The organism is Tamlana crocina (genome assembly GCA_040429635.1).
In the GTDB taxonomy this organism is placed as follows: domain Bacteria; phylum Bacteroidota; class Bacteroidia; order Flavobacteriales; family Flavobacteriaceae; genus Flavisericum; species Flavisericum crocinum.
The window spans coordinates 3,133,270-3,151,473 of record CP158972.1; the positions used below are offsets into that span (position 1 = coordinate 3,133,270).

21 protein-coding genes are annotated in these 18,204 nt (G+C 38.9%); 14 read left to right on the top strand and 7 right to left on the bottom strand.

What is annotated here, in order from left to right:
- Position 1 precedes the first annotated feature (1 nt).
- Both ABI125_13770 and ABI125_13775 read right to left on the bottom strand, forming a co-directional pair.
- A complete protein-coding gene (locus ABI125_13770; GenBank protein ID XCF05771.1) occupies positions 2–1,051 on the bottom strand; it encodes an RluA family pseudouridine synthase in 1,050 nt (349 codons plus the stop codon).
- Entirely contained in the window at positions 1,048–1,608 is a 561-nt protein-coding gene (locus tag ABI125_13775) for a PASTA domain-containing protein (protein ID XCF05772.1), read from the bottom strand. Before ABI125_13775 ends, ABI125_13770 begins: the two co-directional genes overlap by 4 nt.
- Before the next feature lie 180 nt (positions 1,609–1,788).
- Here ABI125_13775 and ABI125_13780 point away from each other — a divergent pair, with 180 nt between their 5' ends.
- From ABI125_13780 to ABI125_13790, 3 genes are all read left to right on the top strand, one after another.
- Positions 1,789–2,769 (top strand): D-alanine--D-alanine ligase, encoded by a 981-nt coding sequence (locus tag ABI125_13780; protein ID XCF05773.1) that lies wholly within the window; start codon positions 1,789–1,791, stop codon positions 2,767–2,769.
- Positions 2,770–2,880: 111 nt separating this feature from the next.
- Positions 2,881–3,339: a pantetheine-phosphate adenylyltransferase gene (gene coaD, locus ABI125_13785; GenBank protein ID XCF05774.1), complete on the top strand. Its 459-nt coding sequence runs from the start codon at positions 2,881–2,883 to the stop codon at positions 3,337–3,339.
- Between the two features lie 64 nt (positions 3,340–3,403).
- The gene (locus ABI125_13790) at positions 3,404–3,670 is read left to right on the top strand and encodes a hypothetical protein (protein XCF05775.1); all 267 of its coding nucleotides are present in this window, start codon (positions 3,404–3,406) and stop codon (positions 3,668–3,670) included.
- A 192-nt stretch (positions 3,671–3,862) separates the two neighbouring features.
- Here ABI125_13790 and ABI125_13795 read toward each other — a convergent pair whose 3' ends face one another.
- The 3 genes from ABI125_13795 to ABI125_13805 form a co-directional block, all read right to left on the bottom strand.
- Entirely contained in the window at positions 3,863–5,530 is a 1,668-nt protein-coding gene (locus tag ABI125_13795) for a SulP family inorganic anion transporter (GenBank protein ID XCF05776.1), read from the bottom strand.
- Positions 5,531–5,610: 80 nt separating this feature from the next.
- The gene (locus ABI125_13800) at positions 5,611–5,994 is read right to left on the bottom strand and encodes a hypothetical protein (protein ID XCF05777.1); all 384 of its coding nucleotides are present in this window, start codon (positions 5,992–5,994) and stop codon (positions 5,611–5,613) included.
- A gap of 172 nt (positions 5,995–6,166) precedes the next feature.
- Positions 6,167–6,748: an NUDIX domain-containing protein gene (locus ABI125_13805; GenBank protein XCF05778.1), complete on the bottom strand. Its 582-nt coding sequence runs from the start codon at positions 6,746–6,748 to the stop codon at positions 6,167–6,169.
- Positions 6,749–6,883: 135 nt separating this feature from the next.
- Between ABI125_13805 and pyrE the strand changes: the two genes are divergently transcribed.
- Both pyrE and ABI125_13815 read left to right on the top strand, forming a co-directional pair.
- On the top strand, positions 6,884–7,528 hold the full coding sequence (gene pyrE / locus ABI125_13810) for an orotate phosphoribosyltransferase (protein ID XCF07914.1): 645 nt from the start codon (positions 6,884–6,886) through the stop codon (positions 7,526–7,528).
- 32 nt (positions 7,529–7,560) lie between these two features.
- The gene (locus ABI125_13815) at positions 7,561–7,956 is read left to right on the top strand and encodes an SRPBCC family protein (protein ID XCF05779.1); all 396 of its coding nucleotides are present in this window, start codon (positions 7,561–7,563) and stop codon (positions 7,954–7,956) included.
- Here the strand turns inward: ABI125_13815 and ABI125_13820 are convergent.
- Positions 7,953–8,684, bottom strand: a complete 732-nt coding sequence (locus tag ABI125_13820; protein XCF05780.1) for a biotin--[acetyl-CoA-carboxylase] ligase — start codon at positions 8,682–8,684, stop codon at positions 7,953–7,955. The two genes, ABI125_13815 and ABI125_13820, sit on opposite strands and share 4 nt — an antisense overlap.
- Positions 8,685–8,777: 93 nt before the next feature.
- Here ABI125_13820 and rsfS point away from each other — a divergent pair, with 93 nt between their 5' ends.
- From rsfS to ABI125_13860, 8 genes are all read left to right on the top strand, one after another.
- Entirely contained in the window at positions 8,778–9,149 is a 372-nt protein-coding gene (gene rsfS / locus ABI125_13825) for a ribosome silencing factor (GenBank protein ID XCF05781.1), read from the top strand.
- Positions 9,150–9,158: 9 nt separating this feature from the next.
- Entirely contained in the window at positions 9,159–11,141 is a 1,983-nt protein-coding gene (ftsH, locus tag ABI125_13830) for an ATP-dependent zinc metalloprotease FtsH (GenBank protein ID XCF05782.1), read from the top strand.
- A gap of 111 nt (positions 11,142–11,252) precedes the next feature.
- Positions 11,253–11,861: an LUD domain-containing protein gene (locus ABI125_13835; protein ID XCF05783.1), complete on the top strand. Its 609-nt coding sequence runs from the start codon at positions 11,253–11,255 to the stop codon at positions 11,859–11,861.
- 76 nt (positions 11,862–11,937) lie between these two features.
- Positions 11,938–12,759 carry a phosphatidate cytidylyltransferase gene (locus ABI125_13840; protein ID XCF05784.1) on the top strand — a complete coding sequence of 274 codons (822 nt, stop codon included), beginning with the start codon at positions 11,938–11,940 and terminating at the stop codon, positions 12,757–12,759.
- Entirely contained in the window at positions 12,749–13,399 is a 651-nt protein-coding gene (locus ABI125_13845; protein XCF05785.1) for a phosphatidylserine decarboxylase family protein, read from the top strand. Before ABI125_13840 ends, ABI125_13845 begins: the two co-directional genes overlap by 11 nt.
- Complete coding sequence (locus ABI125_13850; GenBank protein ID XCF05786.1) at positions 13,399–13,665, top strand: acyl-CoA-binding protein; 267 nt, start codon at positions 13,399–13,401, stop codon at positions 13,663–13,665. Before ABI125_13845 ends, ABI125_13850 begins: the two co-directional genes overlap by 1 nt.
- A gap of 128 nt (positions 13,666–13,793) precedes the next feature.
- A complete protein-coding gene (locus ABI125_13855) occupies positions 13,794–14,417 on the top strand; it encodes a class I SAM-dependent methyltransferase (protein XCF05787.1) in 624 nt (207 codons plus the stop codon).
- 38 nt (positions 14,418–14,455) lie between these two features.
- Entirely contained in the window at positions 14,456–14,680 is a 225-nt protein-coding gene (locus tag ABI125_13860; protein ID XCF05788.1) for a hypothetical protein, read from the top strand.
- An 88-nt stretch (positions 14,681–14,768) separates the two neighbouring features.
- Here the strand turns inward: ABI125_13860 and ABI125_13865 are convergent, their stop codons facing one another.
- The gene (locus tag ABI125_13865; GenBank protein ID XCF05789.1) at positions 14,769–17,402 is read right to left on the bottom strand and encodes a valine--tRNA ligase; all 2,634 of its coding nucleotides are present in this window, start codon (positions 17,400–17,402) and stop codon (positions 14,769–14,771) included.
- 311 nt (positions 17,403–17,713) lie between these two features.
- Between ABI125_13865 and ABI125_13870 the strand changes: the two genes are divergently transcribed.
- Positions 17,714–18,130 (top strand): DUF1573 domain-containing protein, encoded by a 417-nt coding sequence (locus ABI125_13870; GenBank protein XCF05790.1) that lies wholly within the window; start codon positions 17,714–17,716, stop codon positions 18,128–18,130.
- Positions 18,131–18,204: the final 74 nt, after the last annotated feature.

Consider the following 18,204-nt stretch of genomic DNA (forward strand, 5'->3'; position numbering starts at 1 on the left):
TCTACTCCACCTCCTGATGCTTGGCATAATTCCGCCACTTTTCAATACACTCCTGCATATCGTCGGGTATCGGGGTGTCGAAACGCATAAACTCGTTGGTATTGGGATGGGTAAAGCCCAACGTTTTAGCGTGCAACGCTTGGCGCGGCAATACTTTAAAACAATTTTCAACAAACTGTTTGTATTTGGTAAAGGTCGTACCCTTTAAAATTTTATCCCCACCGTAACGTTCATCATTAAACAAAGTATGTCCAATGTGCTTCATATGTACCCGTATTTGGTGGGTGCGGCCGGTCTCCAATTTACAGGACACCAAAGTGACGTAACCCAAACGCTCCAATACTTTATAATGGGTAACGGCAGGTTTGCCTTTATCGGCTTCATCGTCCAAAAACACGGTATTTTGCAATCGGTTTTTGGGGTGGCGGCCAATATTGCCCTCAACGGTGCCTTCGTCTTGATCTACATTGCCCCAAACCAAAACTACATATTCGCGTTCACTGGTTTTTTCGGCAAATTGCAACGACAAATGGTTCATGGCATGCTCGGTTTTCGCAACCACTAAAAGTCCGCTAGTATCTTTATCAATACGATGCACCAATCCGGGGCGTTCGCTGGAATTATTGGGCAAATTATCAAAACGATAGATCAACGCATTTATCAAAGTACCTGAATAGTTGCCATGACCGGGATGCACCACCATTCCTGCGGGTTTGTTAACTACCAAAAGCTGATCGTCTTCATAAACCACATCGATATCAATATTTTCGCCCACCAATAAATTTTCATGCGGCGGATGTGCAAACAAGACTCTAATCTTGTCGAAAGGTTTTACTTTATAATTCGATTTTACAGGTGTGCCGTTTACAAAAATGCTTCCGTTTTTGGCTGCGGCCTGAATTTTATTCCGTGTAGCGTTTTCAACAAAATTCATTAGGTATTTATCAATGCGCAGCGGACTTTGACCTTTTTCAACAGTAAAGGCATAATGTTCGTATAGATCGTCGTTATCCTCGTCGTCGGGCAACTGCGGTGTGTATTCGTCTATCATTGTGGTCTGTTTCCGTTACCCAACACTAAATCAATTACTGAGGTTTTTGGCAATTTATCACCTGCGTGAATCAGGTCGCCTTTGTGCGATAGTTTCAGCACCATATCTTTGGCAATATTATCTTCGTAAGTGATGTTTCCCACTTTAAAACCCAATGCTTCCAAGGTTGGTTTTACCTGTCTAAACGTTTTATCAATCAGCCCGTCCGGAATTCTAATTTTTCGGTATCCCGAAGGGTTCAGTGTAATATATATTTTTCGGTTTTCCTTTACCTTATCCCCTACTTTTGGGTCTTGATCGATTACCGAATATTTCGGATAATCGGGATTATAATTAGCTGAATCCTGAATTTTCATCTCCAGATTATTCTGTTCCAACTCGATTTTAGCCACTTCAATAGACTTCCCCCGTAAATCGGGCACCGTTTCAAAAGTACCGTGGTTTGTGCTAATATTTAACCATTTCAAAATAATAAAACACAGCACAGCAAGAGCCACAATGGCCAATACAATTTGCTTTAAAAAGGCTTTACTGGTAAGGAATTTTAATGCACTCATCTAAAGAATTTTCAATTAGGCAAATATATAAAAACAGAACTGTTTTTTCTTTTGCTATTTATATGATATTTTAGCTCGACGTATTACTAACTATAAACAAATACGTTTTATTGTCGATTAAGGATTTTTCCGAATACTAACATTAATTTTTTCGCTTCCGCGGAAGCAATACCACCAATCATGAAGCACATTGCCATTATAATGGGCGGTTATTCCAGTGAATACCAAATATCGTTAAACAGCGGAAACGTGGTTTACGAAACCCTCGATGCCACAAAATACAAAGCCTACCGCATCCATATTTTTAAGGACAAATGGGTGTATGTTGACGATGAAAACACCGAATTCCCTATTGATAAGAATGATTTTTCAGTTGAAGTCGGAGGAAAAAAAATCACTTTCGATTGTGTGTTTAACGCCATACACGGCTCGCCGGGCGAAGACGGCTTTATGCAAGCCTATTTTAAACTTTTAAACATGCCGCACACCAGTTGCAGCATGTACCAAGCGGCGCTCACTTTTAACAAACGGGACTTGTTGAGCACCTTAAAACCCTATGGCATAAAAACGGCCGAATCGTTTTATTTAAATTTGGGCGACACCGTTAACGAAGATGCTATTATTGCCAAAGTGGGACTGCCCTGTTTCGTAAAGGCCAACAAAGCCGGAAGCAGTTTTGGCGTGAGCAAAGTACACAAAAAGGAAGATTTGCAAAATGCCATTGAGATCGCTTTTAAAGAAGACGACGAAATTATCATCGAATCGTTTTTAGAAGGAACCGAAGTATCGGTGGGCGTTATCTCGTATAAAGGCGAAACCAAAGTGTTGCCCATTACCGAAATCGTTTCCGAGAATGATTTTTTCGATTACGAAGCCAAGTATTTGGGCAAATCGCAAGAAATAACCCCCGCCCGACTTTCTGCCGAACAAGAAGCCAAAGTCACCGCCGAAGCCAAAAAGGTTTATGAGGTATTAAAAATGACGGGCTTTAGCCGAAGTGAATTCATTTTTAAAAATGGCGAACCGCATTTATTGGAAATGAACACCATACCTGGACTTACCAAAGCGAGTATTTTACCACAACAGGCTGCGGCGGCTGGTATTTCATTGGTGGATTTATTCGGTAATGCTATTGAAGAGGCTTTGAAGAGCCTCCCTTAATCCCTCCAAAGATTGTCAAATAAGTAGAAATTTCAATAACTAATAAAACTGTATCTTTGAGATAAGTTGCTAAATTTAACAGATTCCTGCCTTCGCAGGAATGACAGAGTCATGAAACGAGCATTATTTCCAGGGTCTTTTGACCCTATCACATTAGGGCATTACGATATTATAAAACGGGGCATTACTGTTTTTGATGAAATTGTAGTGGCTATTGGCATTAATGCCGATAAAAAATACATGTTCTCGCTAGAGGAACGTCAGAAATTTATTGAAGAAGCTTTTAAGGATGAACCCAAAGTTACCGTGGTAACTTACGAAGGTTTAACGGTAGATTTTTGTCAAAAAATCGGGGTTGAATTCATTTTACGCGGACTGCGAAATCCCGCCGATTTTGAGTTTGAAAAAGCCATTGCCCACACCAACCGAAACCTTTCGGAAATTGAAACCGTGTTTTTGTTGACCGCTGCCGGTACGTCTTATATTTCGTCGTCTATCGTTCGCGATGTGATTCGGAATAACGGGGATTATACCAAGTTGGTTCCGGAGAGTGTGCGTGTTGTAAAATAAAAACCTTAAAAGAAAACTTTCTGAACACTTAAATTTCTACTTATATCTAATTAAAACGAAAGGAATGATTATTAAGACTATAAACCCAGGGATTCATGAGATTGAAGTTACTATTAAGGAAATCATTTATGGAAATACGGCAGTAGATTACTTCACAGGTTTGAATCAAGTTGAATCAACTACTCTGAAATTACGATGCAGGGATTGTACTGTGATGGTTTTTAAAAAAGATATGGAATTATTTGAGAATGTTTCAGCTGGATATCAGTTCAAAGCTAAAGTCAAAGAATGGAACAAAAACATTTATAATTTTATTAAATTAATCGACTGACAAGTAAAACAGGAGAATTTTCAAAAAATTAACAAGCTCAACTATACAAAATCAACCATTCACCTGATCTTCTTTTCATTCCCATTAACCATCCATAACTTAACCGTATTCATCATAAAAATCTATGATTTTTAGACAAGTATCTTTAACACCTTAAATACTTGTTGTTTTCTATTTGATTAAGTTATGCTTTTAAAAAAACTTATACTCCGATAGTGGTTTCGGAAATTCCTCTGGATTTTCAGCCAAATGGTAACGTGGGTCGTCAACATCTTCAACAATCACTTCCCTAAATTTCGGGCTGGCTTTATAAAGCAACACTTTACAGTCTGCACTTAAATGTTTTAATTTTATTTTTTTGCCTTCGGCTTCATATTTGTTCACCAAATTAAAAATGGCTTCGAGTGCGGAATGGTCACTAATTCGCGATTCCACAAAATCGATAATCACATTATCAGGATCATTCTTTACATCAAATTTTTCGTTGAAGGCCTGAATCGAACCAAAAAACAATGGTCCCCAAATTTCGTATGTTTTGGTTTTTCCATCATCGGAAATACGCTTTCTCGCCCTAATTTTCTTGGCATTTTCCCAAGCGAACACCAAGGCCGAAATAATAACCCCTACGAACACGGCTATGGCCAAATCGTAAATTACCGTAACGGCAGATACGATAACCAACACCACAGCATCAGCCAATGGAATTTTTCTAATAATACGAAAGCTGGACCATGCGAAAGTTTCAATCACCATCATAAACATCACTCCCACCAATGCTGCAATAGGCACCTGTTCGATATATTTATCGGTAAATAAAATAAAGGTCAATAAGGTTACGGCCATCATAATTCCAGATAACCTCCCACGGCCACCAGCATTGATATTGATTACCGTTTGCCCGATCATTCCGCAGCCGCCGGTACCTCCAAACAATCCGCTCACCACATTACCAGCACCTTGGGCAATACATTCGCGGTTTCCGTTGCCACGGGTTTCGGTAAGTTCATCCACCAAATTCATAGTCATTAACGACTCAATCAACCCGACTGATGCCGCCAAAAAGGCATAGGGTAAAATAAACTGTAAAGTATCCAAATTAAAAGGCAGGTTTTGCCAAAGTTCGGTATTGGGCGTTGGAAACTCTCCTTTTAAGCCCGTTCCGCCACCTTCAACAATATACGAGCCTACGGTACTCACTTCCAGTCCGCCGAAAACTACAACGGCCGTTGTAATTAAAATAGCCGTTAAAGCGGCAGGTAATTTAGTGGTGATTTTTGGCAATGCCCAGATAATACCCATGGTGAGCAATACCAACCCAAGCATCACGTAAAGTTCAGTACCCTGCATCGGGATGTTGATATATTCCTTAACGCCTTCGGCAGTAATATTCAATTCTTTATGCGAAAACATGTGTACTTGGGCCATAAAAATAACAATGGCCAAACCGTTTACGAAGCCCATCATTACGGGATGTGGAATTAAACGCACAAACCGGCCAAGTTTAAACACACCGGCCAAAATCTGAAAACCACCCATTAAAATCACGGCTGCCAAAAGATAAAAATACCCCATGTTTTCAATGGGCTGTTCGAACAGCATGCCTCTGGTATGTCCTTCGGAAATAAGGTGTACAAAAATAACAGCAACCGCTCCAGCGGCACCCGATATCAATCCAGGGCGCCCTCCAAAAATGGCGGTAATCAAACCGATTATAAAAGCCCCCGAAAGCGCTACCAAAGGGTCTATTTGGGCAACAAAAGCAAAGGCCACCACCTCTGGAATCATAGCCAATGAAGTCGTGATTCCGGCTAATACATCATCTTTAGCATTGGGCGTAATCTTTCTTACAAAATCTGTCATTTTTGGTATTTTATGCTACAAATTTACAGCTTAATAACAGATTAGCAACAGTATTTTCTTTAATTAAAAAAACAACACAACTATAACGTTTGAGAATATTGCAGGGCTCCCAGCCAAGACAAGGCTTCATCTCTATCCTGAAATATCTTTATTTTGGAATTAACCTCTTCGTTTAAACTCAATAGCGTTTTGGTTGACATTAATGACGATGTATTGGTAACAACAACCGCTACCGCTTTAATTTCTTTTAAACGACCAATTGCTAGTTGAGCTTTAAAAGTATAAGCGTAAGAATATTTTCTATTGATTAACAACAATATTGGCGTATCTAAGTTGCTTAACAAAAAGTCGTGGTACTCGGCTACCATGATTTCATCCAACTCAATACCTTCATCAACCACTACCTCGGCTAAATTTTTTTTATGAATTATTACGGTAGCAAAAGACAGTCTATAACTTTTCATGTAATCCTTAATTTAAATGGAAATACTTAAAACTATAAACACTTCTGAGATTTTGTTCTAATAGCAATATAAGGGGTAAACCTAAAGCAAATGTATGCCTTTTTTCCTTATGTGCTTTGCCGTTTATCGAAAACACGAAATTGAAAAATGCTACTGTTTTATAATCAAAAAGTTACACCAAAATTTTTATGTTGGCGTATGAATTTTCTAGAGCGGCCTCAATTTGGGAATTACTGAGCCATTCTACCTTAGTGATGCCTTCGTCCTCTTGCCCGTTCAGCTTGCCACTAAAATTTGTTTTCATTTCAAACCAGTAAGTTACCTTTATTTTATAACGCCCATTGCGCTTAAAAATATGGTAAGTGGTCTCCAATGGCTTGGTTATTTGCAGTCCGTTAACCCCAGTTTCTTCAGCCACTTCGCGTATGGCTGTTTCTTCAATGGTTTCTTTTTTTTCTGCTTTTCCTTTGGGCAAATCCCATTTATCATTTCGGTAAATGAATAACACTTCCCCTTTATCGTTATATACTTTTCCACCGCCGGCCACTACGTTGGGCAGTTTCTTTAAAAACTTTTTTAATAATTTATCTTCGTTTTTATGTATCAGTCGCGCTTCTTCTAGTTGCCCTTTATTGAGCTGCCTAATTACCTTTTTTAGGTTTACCGTTTTAAGCAAATAGTTTTTAAAGTATGTTTCTTTTTCAACTACAGTGGTTAAAACGATGGGCTTATCACCAACAAAAACTTTGTACATAGGCTTTGTTTGTTATCAAATTCTACATGGTAAAAATATCATTTTTACTAGCAATCTGGGCATTGTTGAAAAAAATATTTTTGATTAAACGCCCGTCCATTCGGTAAAATTAAATTTATGCTTAATTTTGTTGCTATGATTTTCAACAAAGATACCGCCAAAAAAACAGCCGAAGTTTTACTGCAGGTTAATGCGATAAAACTCAGCCCCAAAACACCGTTTACTTGGGCATCAGGCTGGAAATCCCCTATTTATTGCGACAACCGAATTGTGTTGTCTTTTCCACCCATTCGCAATTACATTCGCGAAACCATGGGCAAACATATTGAGCGCCAATACGGCAAGCCCGATGTTATTGCCGGTGTGGCCACAGGTGCCATTGGCATAGGCATGTTGGTGGCCGAATATTTGGGGCTACCCTTCATTTATGTGCGTCCGGAAGCCAAAGGTCACGGTCGAAAAAACCAAATTGAAGGTTTTGTTGAAAGTGGACAAAACGTTGTGGTGGTCGAGGATTTAATCAGCACCGGAAAAAGCAGCCTAAATGCCGTAAAAGCCTTAAAGGAAGCCGGTGTTAACGTTAAAGGTATGGTAGCCATTTTTACCTATGGTTTTGATGTCGCCAAGGAAAATTTCGAAAAAGAACACTTGATGTTGCACACGCTGAGCAACTACGAAAGTTTATTGGAACAAGCCTTGGAAACCAACTATATTTCACAAAAGGAAATCAAAACATTATCGGAATGGAATGCCAACCCCAGCGAATGGAACGCCGATTGATAAGTTAAAAATTTAAACTTTTAAATGTATTTATGAATTTAGAATCACCTAAAGTTAGCGTTGGTAAATCTCCCGAAGATATTTTCATTTTTTTGGAAGACGTTAAAAATTTTGAATCCTTAATGCCCGAAAATATTAGCAAATTTGAAGTGTTGAGCGACGACACTTTTATTTTTGCTCTGTCTGGCATGCCAGAAATCACCTTAAAAAAGAAAGAAGTAGTGCCTCCAAACAAAATCGTATTTGGTGCCGCCGGCGGAAAAATAGACTTTTCACTAATTGGGCATATCAACCCAAAAAATGAAAATTCAAGTGAAGTAAAACTAGAGTTTTTGGGCGATTTCAACCCGATGATGGCCATGATGATAAAAAAGCCTATCAGCAAATTTATTGAAACTTTGGCCACCAGTATCCCGAAAGCGGTTTAATACAAAAGGGAGATTTCCTTGAGGTCGAATTCCTTTAGGATATCATCTTCCAGCAATACTTGTAAGCACCCCGATGGGGCCACGCCTTTAATAAAACCAGAAAACATCAAACCTTCAGCATCCTTAAATGTTGAAGGTTTATTTTTTCTAAACAGTTGGTTTTCATATTCAGTCTTAACCTCGCTATGCCTGCCTGCTTCTAAAAGCGAAAAGTAGTACTTCAACTGCTGCAAAATGCCCAAAGCCAATTCATCGGTATTAAAATCTTTTCCAGTAATATTTTTTAACGACGAGGCCTGTGGCAAAATTTCAAACTCGGTTTGGTTTACATTAAGTCCGATGCCAATTATGGAAGCATTGATGCGGTTTTGTTTTATGACATTTTCGATTAAAATGCCGCAAATTTTCTTGTTTTCTGACAAAATGTCGTTCGGCCACTTTATAGTCAATCGTGGTAACGACAATCCATTTAAAGCCTTCACCACAGCCAACGCGGCAGCCATACTTATGTAAAATGGTTCTTTTAAATCGATAGCCGAAACATCCTTAATCACGCTAAACGTTAGGTTTTTAGACGATTCACTCAACCAAACCGCTCCCCTCTGCCCTTTACCCTGGGTTTGATTTTTGGCTATCACCGCAGTGTAATCCTCAACCGTTTCAACGCTGTTCAAATGGCGCAAATAGCTGTTTGTGGAATCGGTGGCATCAAGTTTGATTATACGCATTTGCAGGTTATTTTACAAGTATTCAATCTTATGATTATTTTAAAGTATAAAGAACCAAAAAAATAATAACTTTGCACAAATTAAATAAATTTAATGGCGAAAGAAAAAACAAGCGCAGACCAACTCATATCGGTAATTTTAAGTGGTATTGAGGATGTTAAAGGAAAAGAAATTAGCATTTTAGATTTAAGGGAAATTGAAAACACGGTTTGCGATTACTTTATTATATGCGAGGGTACTTCAAACACACAAGTAAACGCCATTGTTAACTCCGTTCAAAGAAAAGTAAGTAAAGAATTAAAAGACAACCCTTGGCATACCGAAGGGGCCGATAATGCCGAATGGGTACTGATCGACTACGTAAATGTTGTTGTGCACGTGTTCCAAAAACACATTAGGGAATATTACGACATTGAAAGCCTTTGGGGCGATGCAAAAACAACAATTATAGAAACTAGTTACTAAAAAACTGTAATGGCAAAAGATAAAAAAAACAAGAAAGACAATAAACCAAAATTCAGTCCATACTGGATTTACGGTATACTTATAGCTATATTTTTAGGATATTCATTGCTAAACAGCGGCATTGAAGAAAATAGTAGCTCTATAACCACTGCCCAATTTTTCGACTATTTGGAAGATGGCGATATTGCCAAAGTAGATATTATAAAAAACACAGGGGTAGCCAAAGTATATTTAACCCCAGAAGCTGAAGCCAAAGAAACGCACAGGAAATCAAAACCACAAACGTTTATTCCCACTTCGGCTCCTCTACCAAATTATAAACTTAAGTATGGTACCTTAGAAAATTTCGAGAACGATATTAACGAGGCCATCAAAGACCTAAACAATAAACCCGTTGTAAAATTTGATATTGAAAACAACGAATGGGGCAATTTACTTATGGGCATCCTGCCTTTTATTTTGCTTATTGCCGTTTGGATTTTTATTATGCGCCGTATGTCGGGCGCTGCTGGCGGTGGTGCTGGCGGACAAATTTTCAACATCGGAAAATCGAAAGCCAAATTGTTCGACCAAAACACCGAAGTTAAAACCAGTTTTAAAGATGTTGCCGGGCTTGAAGGTGCAAAAGAAGAAGTTCAGGAAATTGTAGATTTCTTAAAATTCCCTGAAAAATACACCACCCTTGGTGGAAAAATACCAAAAGGGGCTTTGCTTGTAGGCCCTCCGGGAACCGGTAAAACCCTTTTGGCGAAAGCCGTTGCAGGCGAAGCCAAAGTACCATTCTTTTCACTCTCGGGATCCGATTTTGTGGAAATGTTCGTTGGGGTTGGTGCCTCTCGTGTGCGCGACTTGTTCAAACAAGCTAAGGAAAAATCGCCTTCCATCATTTTTATTGATGAAATTGATGCGATTGGCCGTGCCCGTGGTAAAAACGCGATGTCTGGAAGTAACGACGAACGCGAAAACACGCTAAACCAGTTACTGACTGAAATGGACGGTTTTGGCAGCAATACCAACGTTATTGTGATGGCCGCTACCAACCGTGCCGATATTTTAGATAAAGCCTTGATGCGTGCGGGGCGTTTCGACCGACAAATTTTTGTCGATCTTCCCGATGTTCGTGAGCGTAAGGAGATTTTCGAAGTGCATTTAAGACCTTTAAAAAAGGCTAAGGATTTAGATTTGGATTTCCTTTCCAAACAAACCCCAGGCTTTTCGGGTGCCGATATTGCCAACGTATGTAACGAAGCCGCTTTAATCGCTGCCAGAAATGGCAAAAAAGCGGTAGACAAACAGGACTTCCTTGATGCGGTAGACCGAATTATTGGCGGATTGGAAAAGAAAAATAAAATCATCACGCCTAGTGAGAAAAAAGCAGTGGCTTACCACGAAGCGGGCCACGCCACCGTAAGTTGGATGTTAGAGCATGCCGCTCCGCTGGTAAAGGTAACAATCGTACCTCGTGGGCGCTCGTTGGGTGCTGCTTGGTATTTACCCGAAGAACGCTTGATTGTTCGTCCGGAGCAAATGCTTGACGAAATGTGTGCTGCCCTTGGTGGTCGTGCTGCCGAAAAAGTCATTTTCAATAAGATTTCAACCGGTGCTTTGAGCGACCTCGAAAAAGTAACCAAACAGGCCCGTGCCATGGTTACCGTTTACGGATTAAGCGACAAAATTGGAAACTTAACCTATTACGATTCCAGCGGACAAAGCGAATACGGTTTCACAAAACCTTACAGTGAAGAAACCGCCGAACTTATCGATAAGGAAATTTCCAGAATTATTGAAGAACAATACGAACGTGCCGTTAAATTGTTGGAGGAACACAAAGATAAATTAACCGAATTGGCAGAAGTGTTACTCGAAAAAGAAGTGATTTTTAAAGACAATTTGGAAAAAATATTTGGCAAACGTGCCTTTGAAAAAGAAGAACCTATTTTAGCCAAAACAGAAGTAACGGAAGAAAAGATAGCAAAGGACGAAGAAGAATAGTCCTAAACCCATAATTTTCACAAGGAAATCTTAAATTAGCCGCAAGGTTAATTTAAGATTTTTTATATTTGATAAACCTCATGTAAATCACGGTTAATAGCAAATCATTAAATGAGTCTTTTTAGAAAACTTTTTGGTTCTAAATCAGAACGGTCTGAGGATGAAATAAAATCTGAAGAGCGTGGGAAATACATGCCCGAAATAAAGCTTCCAATAGACGAAAGGTTCACTATAAATTTTAAAGCAAACGGCGGTAAGTTCTTGTACTGCGAAGACTTAAACGAAGTTTACGCCAATTTTGAAAACATTATTGCCGAAAACAAATGGGAAGCCCAAAAAGCCTTGTTGGTCGATAAAAACTTGCAAGACAAGTTTAAAAACACCTCAGCAATCCCTTCAAAATCAGCGGGCGAATCGGCCTATTTTTTAACCACTTGCGAAAACCTTATAGCCAACGATGGTTCGCTTTTGATTTCATCGCAACAAATTTTCGAAAAAAAACTTATCGAACTCCCTGAAAACTTTGTGGTTTTTGCTACCACCAGCCAAATTGTTGAAAATATAAGTGAAGGGCTTCGCGGTATAAAATTGAAAAACAAACAAAAAATACCCACCAACATTACCACGATAAAGCATTTTAAATCGAGCGACGAAAAAGATTTTTTAAGCTATGGCAGTAGCGCCAAAAATCTATACCTCCTCCTTTTAGAAGATCTGTAATTATCAACTTCAAGCCGTATAACTCGCGCAAACAAAAACTTTTAAACCAAACTAGCTGTTACAAAAACTAAACTAAATGAAAGAAATTCTGGTAAGATCACTTTCAGGCATTCTATATGTTTTACTCTTAATAATAAGTTTGTTTTTTGAAAATGCCCTTATTGCCCTCTTTTTTGTTTTTGGTTTAATCTGCCTCAGTGAGTTTAAAAAACTCATTCAGCTAAAAAGCTATATCGCCTATATTATTTTTATTGCGCTTTACGGCATTTTTGGCTTTTGGCAAGTGGTGTGGAACTCAGAATTGGGACTCAACGAAGCCACCCAAATTCTAATGGTACTTTCCATATTTGTAGAGTTGTTCCTAATCAAGGATTTGTTTTCAGAAAAAACCATTCCGCTATTCAGTTCAAAACGCTATTTACTCACTACTTTTTATCTGTCTAGCGCCTTTGTTTTCTTGGTTTTAATCGCTAACTTTTATGAAACTTATAACCCAAACATTTTACTGGGTTGTTTTATTTTGGTTTGGGTAAACGATTCGTTCGCTTTTTTAGTGGGAAAAAACTTTGGTAAGCAAAAGCTTTTCGAAAAAATTTCACCAAAAAAAACGGTCGAAGGCTTTTTGGGCGGTTTATTTTTCGCTTGTGTGGCAAGCTATTTTATTGCTACCTTTACAGACACCTTGAGCTTTACCAGTTGGCTTGGTTTAAGTATTATTGTTAGTGTTTTTGGCACTTTGGGCGATTTAATAGAATCGAAGTTTAAGCGACAAGCCAAAGTAAAAGACAGTGGCATTATTATGCCGGGCCACGGCGGATTGCTCGATAGGCTGGACAGTATCATTTTTGCTGCCCCTTTTATTTATTTATTTTTAAGAATTATACACTATGTTTCATAAAGAAGGCCATAAAATTATATTTGTAACGCTTGTTATTGTTGTTGCCGGAGTGTTGTTGGCCGATAGTTACATAAGCATCGGTTGGCTGCGTACCGTTGTTATGGTCGTTTTAATTGGCTTTTTAATTGCCATTCTTCAGTTTTTTAGAAACCCCAAGCGAAACACAGTTCCGAACGATAAACAAGTGGTATCGCCCGTTGATGGTAAAGTAGTAGTGATTGAAGAAGTTTTTGAAAAAGAATACTTCAAGGAAAAACGCTTGCAGGTAAGCATATTTATGTCGCCCGTAAACGTACACGTAACCCGCTATCCTGTTGGCGGCAACGTTATTTTCAGCAAATACCACCCCGGAAAATACTTAGTGGCTTGGCACCCAAAAGCCAGCGAAGAAAACGAACGTACAACCGTTGTGGTTGAAAACCAAACTTTTGGAAAAGTGTTGCACCGCCAAATTGCGGGCGCCTTGGCCAAGCGCATTGTAAACTATGCTAACTTTAACGATAAAGTGGCTCAGGGCAGTGAATCCGGATTTATAAAATTTGGATCACGTGTAGATGTTTTTTTACCCTTAAATACCAAAGTTAACGTAAGCCTAAACCAAAAAGTTCGAGGAGGAGAAACCATTATCGCCACAAAATAATGGGCAAAAGCAAGCTAGATATCGCCTTTCAGGAAGCCGTAGACCAGGTGAACGCCCACAAGGAGCCCTTTCCTGCCGACACCCTTTTAAAGCTCTACGCCTACTACAAAAAAGCTACCAATGATTATGGGCGCCCACGAAGCAAAAAGCCCATAATTAATGCCTTTAAAACCAACGCCCTCTTCCAAGCCCGCGACCTTACCGAAAAAGATGCCAAAAAAAAATACATCGAATTGGTTAACGATTACTTTTTGTATAGGAAGTAATAATTACGATAACTTGATTTTGTAGAAATTTTCAACTACTTTCGTTTAACGACGGACATAAATCACCTGTAATGAACTTGTTTGAGTAATAAAACGATGCATATCCTTAAAGTTGTGTTTAATTAGAAATGAAAGGGAAGCTTAAAGCAAATACGGTCGACAAATATTTACGCTCAATTCGTTTGCAAATAGTAGAACTTGTTGAACCTAATACCACATTAGTAGAATTAGGTTGTGGAAATGGAGATTTGCTCTTTAAACTTTGTCATAAGTTAAAATTGGGGATTGGCTACGATATATCAGAACAACTAATTGGTTATGCATTAGAACGAGCTAATGAAGAACAAATTAATAATCTTGAATTTAGAATAGTGGATTTACTAAGAGAGCCGTATTCAGAGCCTAAGGTCGATTACTCCGTTGCAAGTCTTCTACTGCACATATTACCTTGGAACAAAGCAATAGAATTAATTGAAAAGCTAATCGCTGCTTCAAACACCACAATTATTTGTGGATTCAGTGAGCCAGAAAATGTAAAACATAAAACACTCTTGTGGTTAGACCAGAGATTTACAAGCCACTATTCGAACTTCAGAAAATTCAAAAAGTATGGATTTACTGATGGGTTATTGAAATCAATCGAAAACATAAAATATGAGAGAATTGACACGTTTGACCCAGTAATTAAGATTTATAAAATAACTAAACACAACAAAACCTATAAAGCATACCCTACGGGATACGCTTCGTAGCCAAACCGCTACAAACAATTTAAACCAAACTTTACGAAATGAAAAAAGCGAATTTATTTTTTGGAATCTTAATTGGGTCCTTAATTTATTCTTGTTCATCCGACGATAATTCAAACAACTCTGAACAAGACGATTTGGTTGGAACTTGGAATCTTATCTCAATCGAAAATCAAGGAAATGACGTAATGGTTATCGACTGCCAAACCGAACAGAATATTATTTACAATTCAAATAATTCAGGTACAGAAAAAGCCCCCCGCTAGCGCTCGTCTTCGACGAGTGCTAGCCAACAACAATACAAAAAAAGCACTCGTCACAGACGAGCGCTAGCAATAATCCATCAAAAACCGTTTACCCCAAACTAGCCAAACTAGCCTTTAGCGTTTCAATTTTAGCCAAGGCATCGGCTTCTTTTTTCTTTTCGGCGTTTACCACTTGCTCGGGTGCTCCGGCAACAAAACGCTCGTTAGAGAGTTTCTTTTGCACAGATTTTAAAAAGCCTTCGGTGTAATTGAGTTCTTCGGTAAGCTTTTTAATTTCAGCTTCCACGTCAATAGCTCCAGCCATCGGGATAAAATATTCGTTGGATTTCACCCTAAAGGTCAAGGCGCCTTCAATAGCTTCCGTCACATATTCAACCGCTTCCAAATTACCCAATTTGGCAATCACCCCATCAAAAGTTTTGTTGGTGTTTTCGTTATTGATTACCGAAAAGCCAATCGCTTCCTTAAAGGCGATATTCTTTTGTTTTCTGATGTTTCTAATTCCTGAAATCACTTCCGAAGCAAAATCGAACTCCGCAATCAAGGTTTGGTTGATGGTTTTACTTTCTGGCCACTGGGCAACAATCAAGGCTTCCTCTGGTGTTCTTTCTGCAATATACTGCCATATTTCTTCGGTAAGGAACGGCATAAACGGGTGCAATATTTTTAAGTTGTTTTCAAAAGCTTCGATAACCGCTTTATAGGTTCGGGCATCGATGGGCTTTTGGTAAGCCGGTTTAATGATTTCTAACAACCACGACGAAAAATCGTCCATAATCAATTTGTAAGTGGTCATCAAGGCATCGCTTAAACGGTATTTACTAAAGTGGTCTTCAATTTCGGTTAAAGCCTTTTGGAACTTGGCTTCGTACCACTCCAAGCCTACTTTTGCAGTTGCGGGTTGCGGAATGTTTTCGTCAACTTCCCAACCTTGAATCAGCCTAAAAGCGTTCCAAATTTTATTCGCAAAACCTTTTCCTTGTTGGCACAGGGCCTCATCGAACAATAAATCGTTGCCTGCGGCACTACTCAACAATAAGCCCACGCGCACGCCGTCGGCACCGTATTCTTCAATGAGTTTCAAAGCGTCTGGTGAATTGCCTAACGATTTACTCATTTTTCGGCGTTGCTTATCGCGTACCAAACCTGTTAAATACACATTGGTAAACGGCTTTTCGCCTTTATATTCGTACCCAGCAATAATCATTCGGGCTACCCAAAAGAATAAAATATCCGGACCGGTAACCAGATCGTTGGTGGGGTAATAGTATTTTATATCGTCGTTTTCAGGATTGTTGATGCCATCAAAAACACTCATAGGCCACAACCACGAAGAAAACCACGTATCAAGTGCATCGGGGTCTTGGCGTAAATCCTTTTCGGTAAGTGCAGCATTTTTAGTTTTCTGTCTAGCCAAATCGAGTGCCAGTTGCATGTTTTCGGCCACTACAAAATCCTCTTTTCCGTCACCGTAATAATAGGCTGGTATTTGCTGCCCCCACATCAACTGACGGGAAATATTCCAATCGCGGATGTTTTCCATCCAGTGTTTATAAGTATTCTCAAACTTTTTAGGGAACAACTTAATGTCTTCGGTCTTTAAAACCGCATCAATAGCTGGTTTTACCAACTCTTCCATTTTAAGAAACCATTGGTCGCTTAATCGTGGTTCGATTACAGCTTTGGTTCTTTCGGAAGTACCGACTTTATTAACATGCGTTTCGGTTTTCACCAACTGACCGTTGGCTTCCAACTCGGCAACGATTTCCTTTCGTACCACAAAGCGATCTTTACCTTGGTAATGCAGTCCGTAACTGTTCAACGAAGCATCATCATTAAAAATATCAACCACTTCCAATTGGTGCCTATCGCCCAACACCTTGTCGTTTTCGTCGTGTGCTGGGGTTACTTTTAAGCATCCCGTACCGAACTCCACATCAACATAATCGTCTTCAATAATTGGTATCACCCTTCCGCAAATGGGCACAATGGCTTTTTTTCCTTTTAAATGCGTAAAACGTTCATCGTTAGGGTTGATACAAATGGCAGTATCGCCAAAAATGGTTTCCGGACGCGTAGTGGCAATAGTTAGGGTATCCTCACTGCCTTCAATTTTATACTTTAGATAGTAAAGATTACCTTGCTTTTCTTCATAAATCACCTCTTCGTCCGAAAGGGTGGTTTTAGCCTCAGGATCCCAATTTACCATTCGGTAACCACGATAAATCAATCCTTTGTTGAATAAATCGACAAACACTTTTATTACCGATTCGCTCATGGCATCGTCCATGGTAAATTTGGTTCGATCCCAATCGCACGAGCAACCCAATTTTTTTAGCTGTTCTAAAATAACGCCGCCGTATTCGTGCGTCCACTCCCAAGCATGTTTTAAAAATTCCTCGCGGGTTAAATCGTTTTTATCAATACCCTGCTCCTTCAATTTGGCCACTACTTTAGCCTCGGTGGCAATCGAAGCATGATCGGTACCCGGTACCCAGCATGCATTTTTACCCAATAATCGGGCGCGACGTACCAACACGTCCTGAATGGTATTGTTTAGCATGTGCCCCATGTGCAAAACTCCCGTTACGTTTGGCGGCGGAATTACAATGGTGTAAGGCTCTCTTTCATCGGGTTCAGAGTGGAAATAATTATGGCTCATCCAATAGTTATACCACTTGTTTTCTACCTGACCGGCATCATATTTTGAAGGAATTTGCATGCTTTGGAATAGTTTTTGAACATTTTAGTCTGCAAAAGTACTTATATTTCTTTTTTCACAAAAACAATATAGGCTTTATCAGCCCTTAATTTTTAGGGATTATTGAAAGAAACGATTACAAAATAATAAAGGCAGAAGGCTTATTTACAATGGTTAAAACCTGTTAATTAACATGTATTTTATCTATTATTTTTGTTGATTGTGGAAAAAGTAAGTATGTTTGATTTAAATTAAAGGAGAAATTTAAGCGGTTTTAAGCATTAAAAAAAATGCCAAAACCCTAATAATGAACCATAAAAAAAAACCAAATCATGAAACAATTAATTACCATTTTATTCGTCGGGTTAATCAGTTTTTCTGTTAATGCTCAAGCTAAAATTGAGTTTAAAACAGAAACCATCGACTACGGTACTATAGAAAAAGGCGCCAACGGCGTTAGAACGTTCGAATTTACCAACACAGGTAACGAACCTTTAATCATATCGAAAGTGTCTTCTAGCTGCGGATGTACCATTCCTAAAAAACCGGAAGACCCTATTTTACCTGGAAAAACGGGCGAAATTGAAGTAAAATATGACACCAATCGTGTTAACCCGATAAGAAAAACGATTACGGTTATTTCGAATGCCGAAACGCCTACCGTGGCTTTAAAAATTAAAGGAGAAGTTATTGACCCTAGTAAAGCTAGCGTTTTAGACAAAAAAGGAAAAAGTATTGTACAGCAATAAAGTTTAACAACAATTAAATTTAAAAGGCTTGAATTCACATTCAGGCCTTTTTTTATACCATCTCGCAAAGGTTC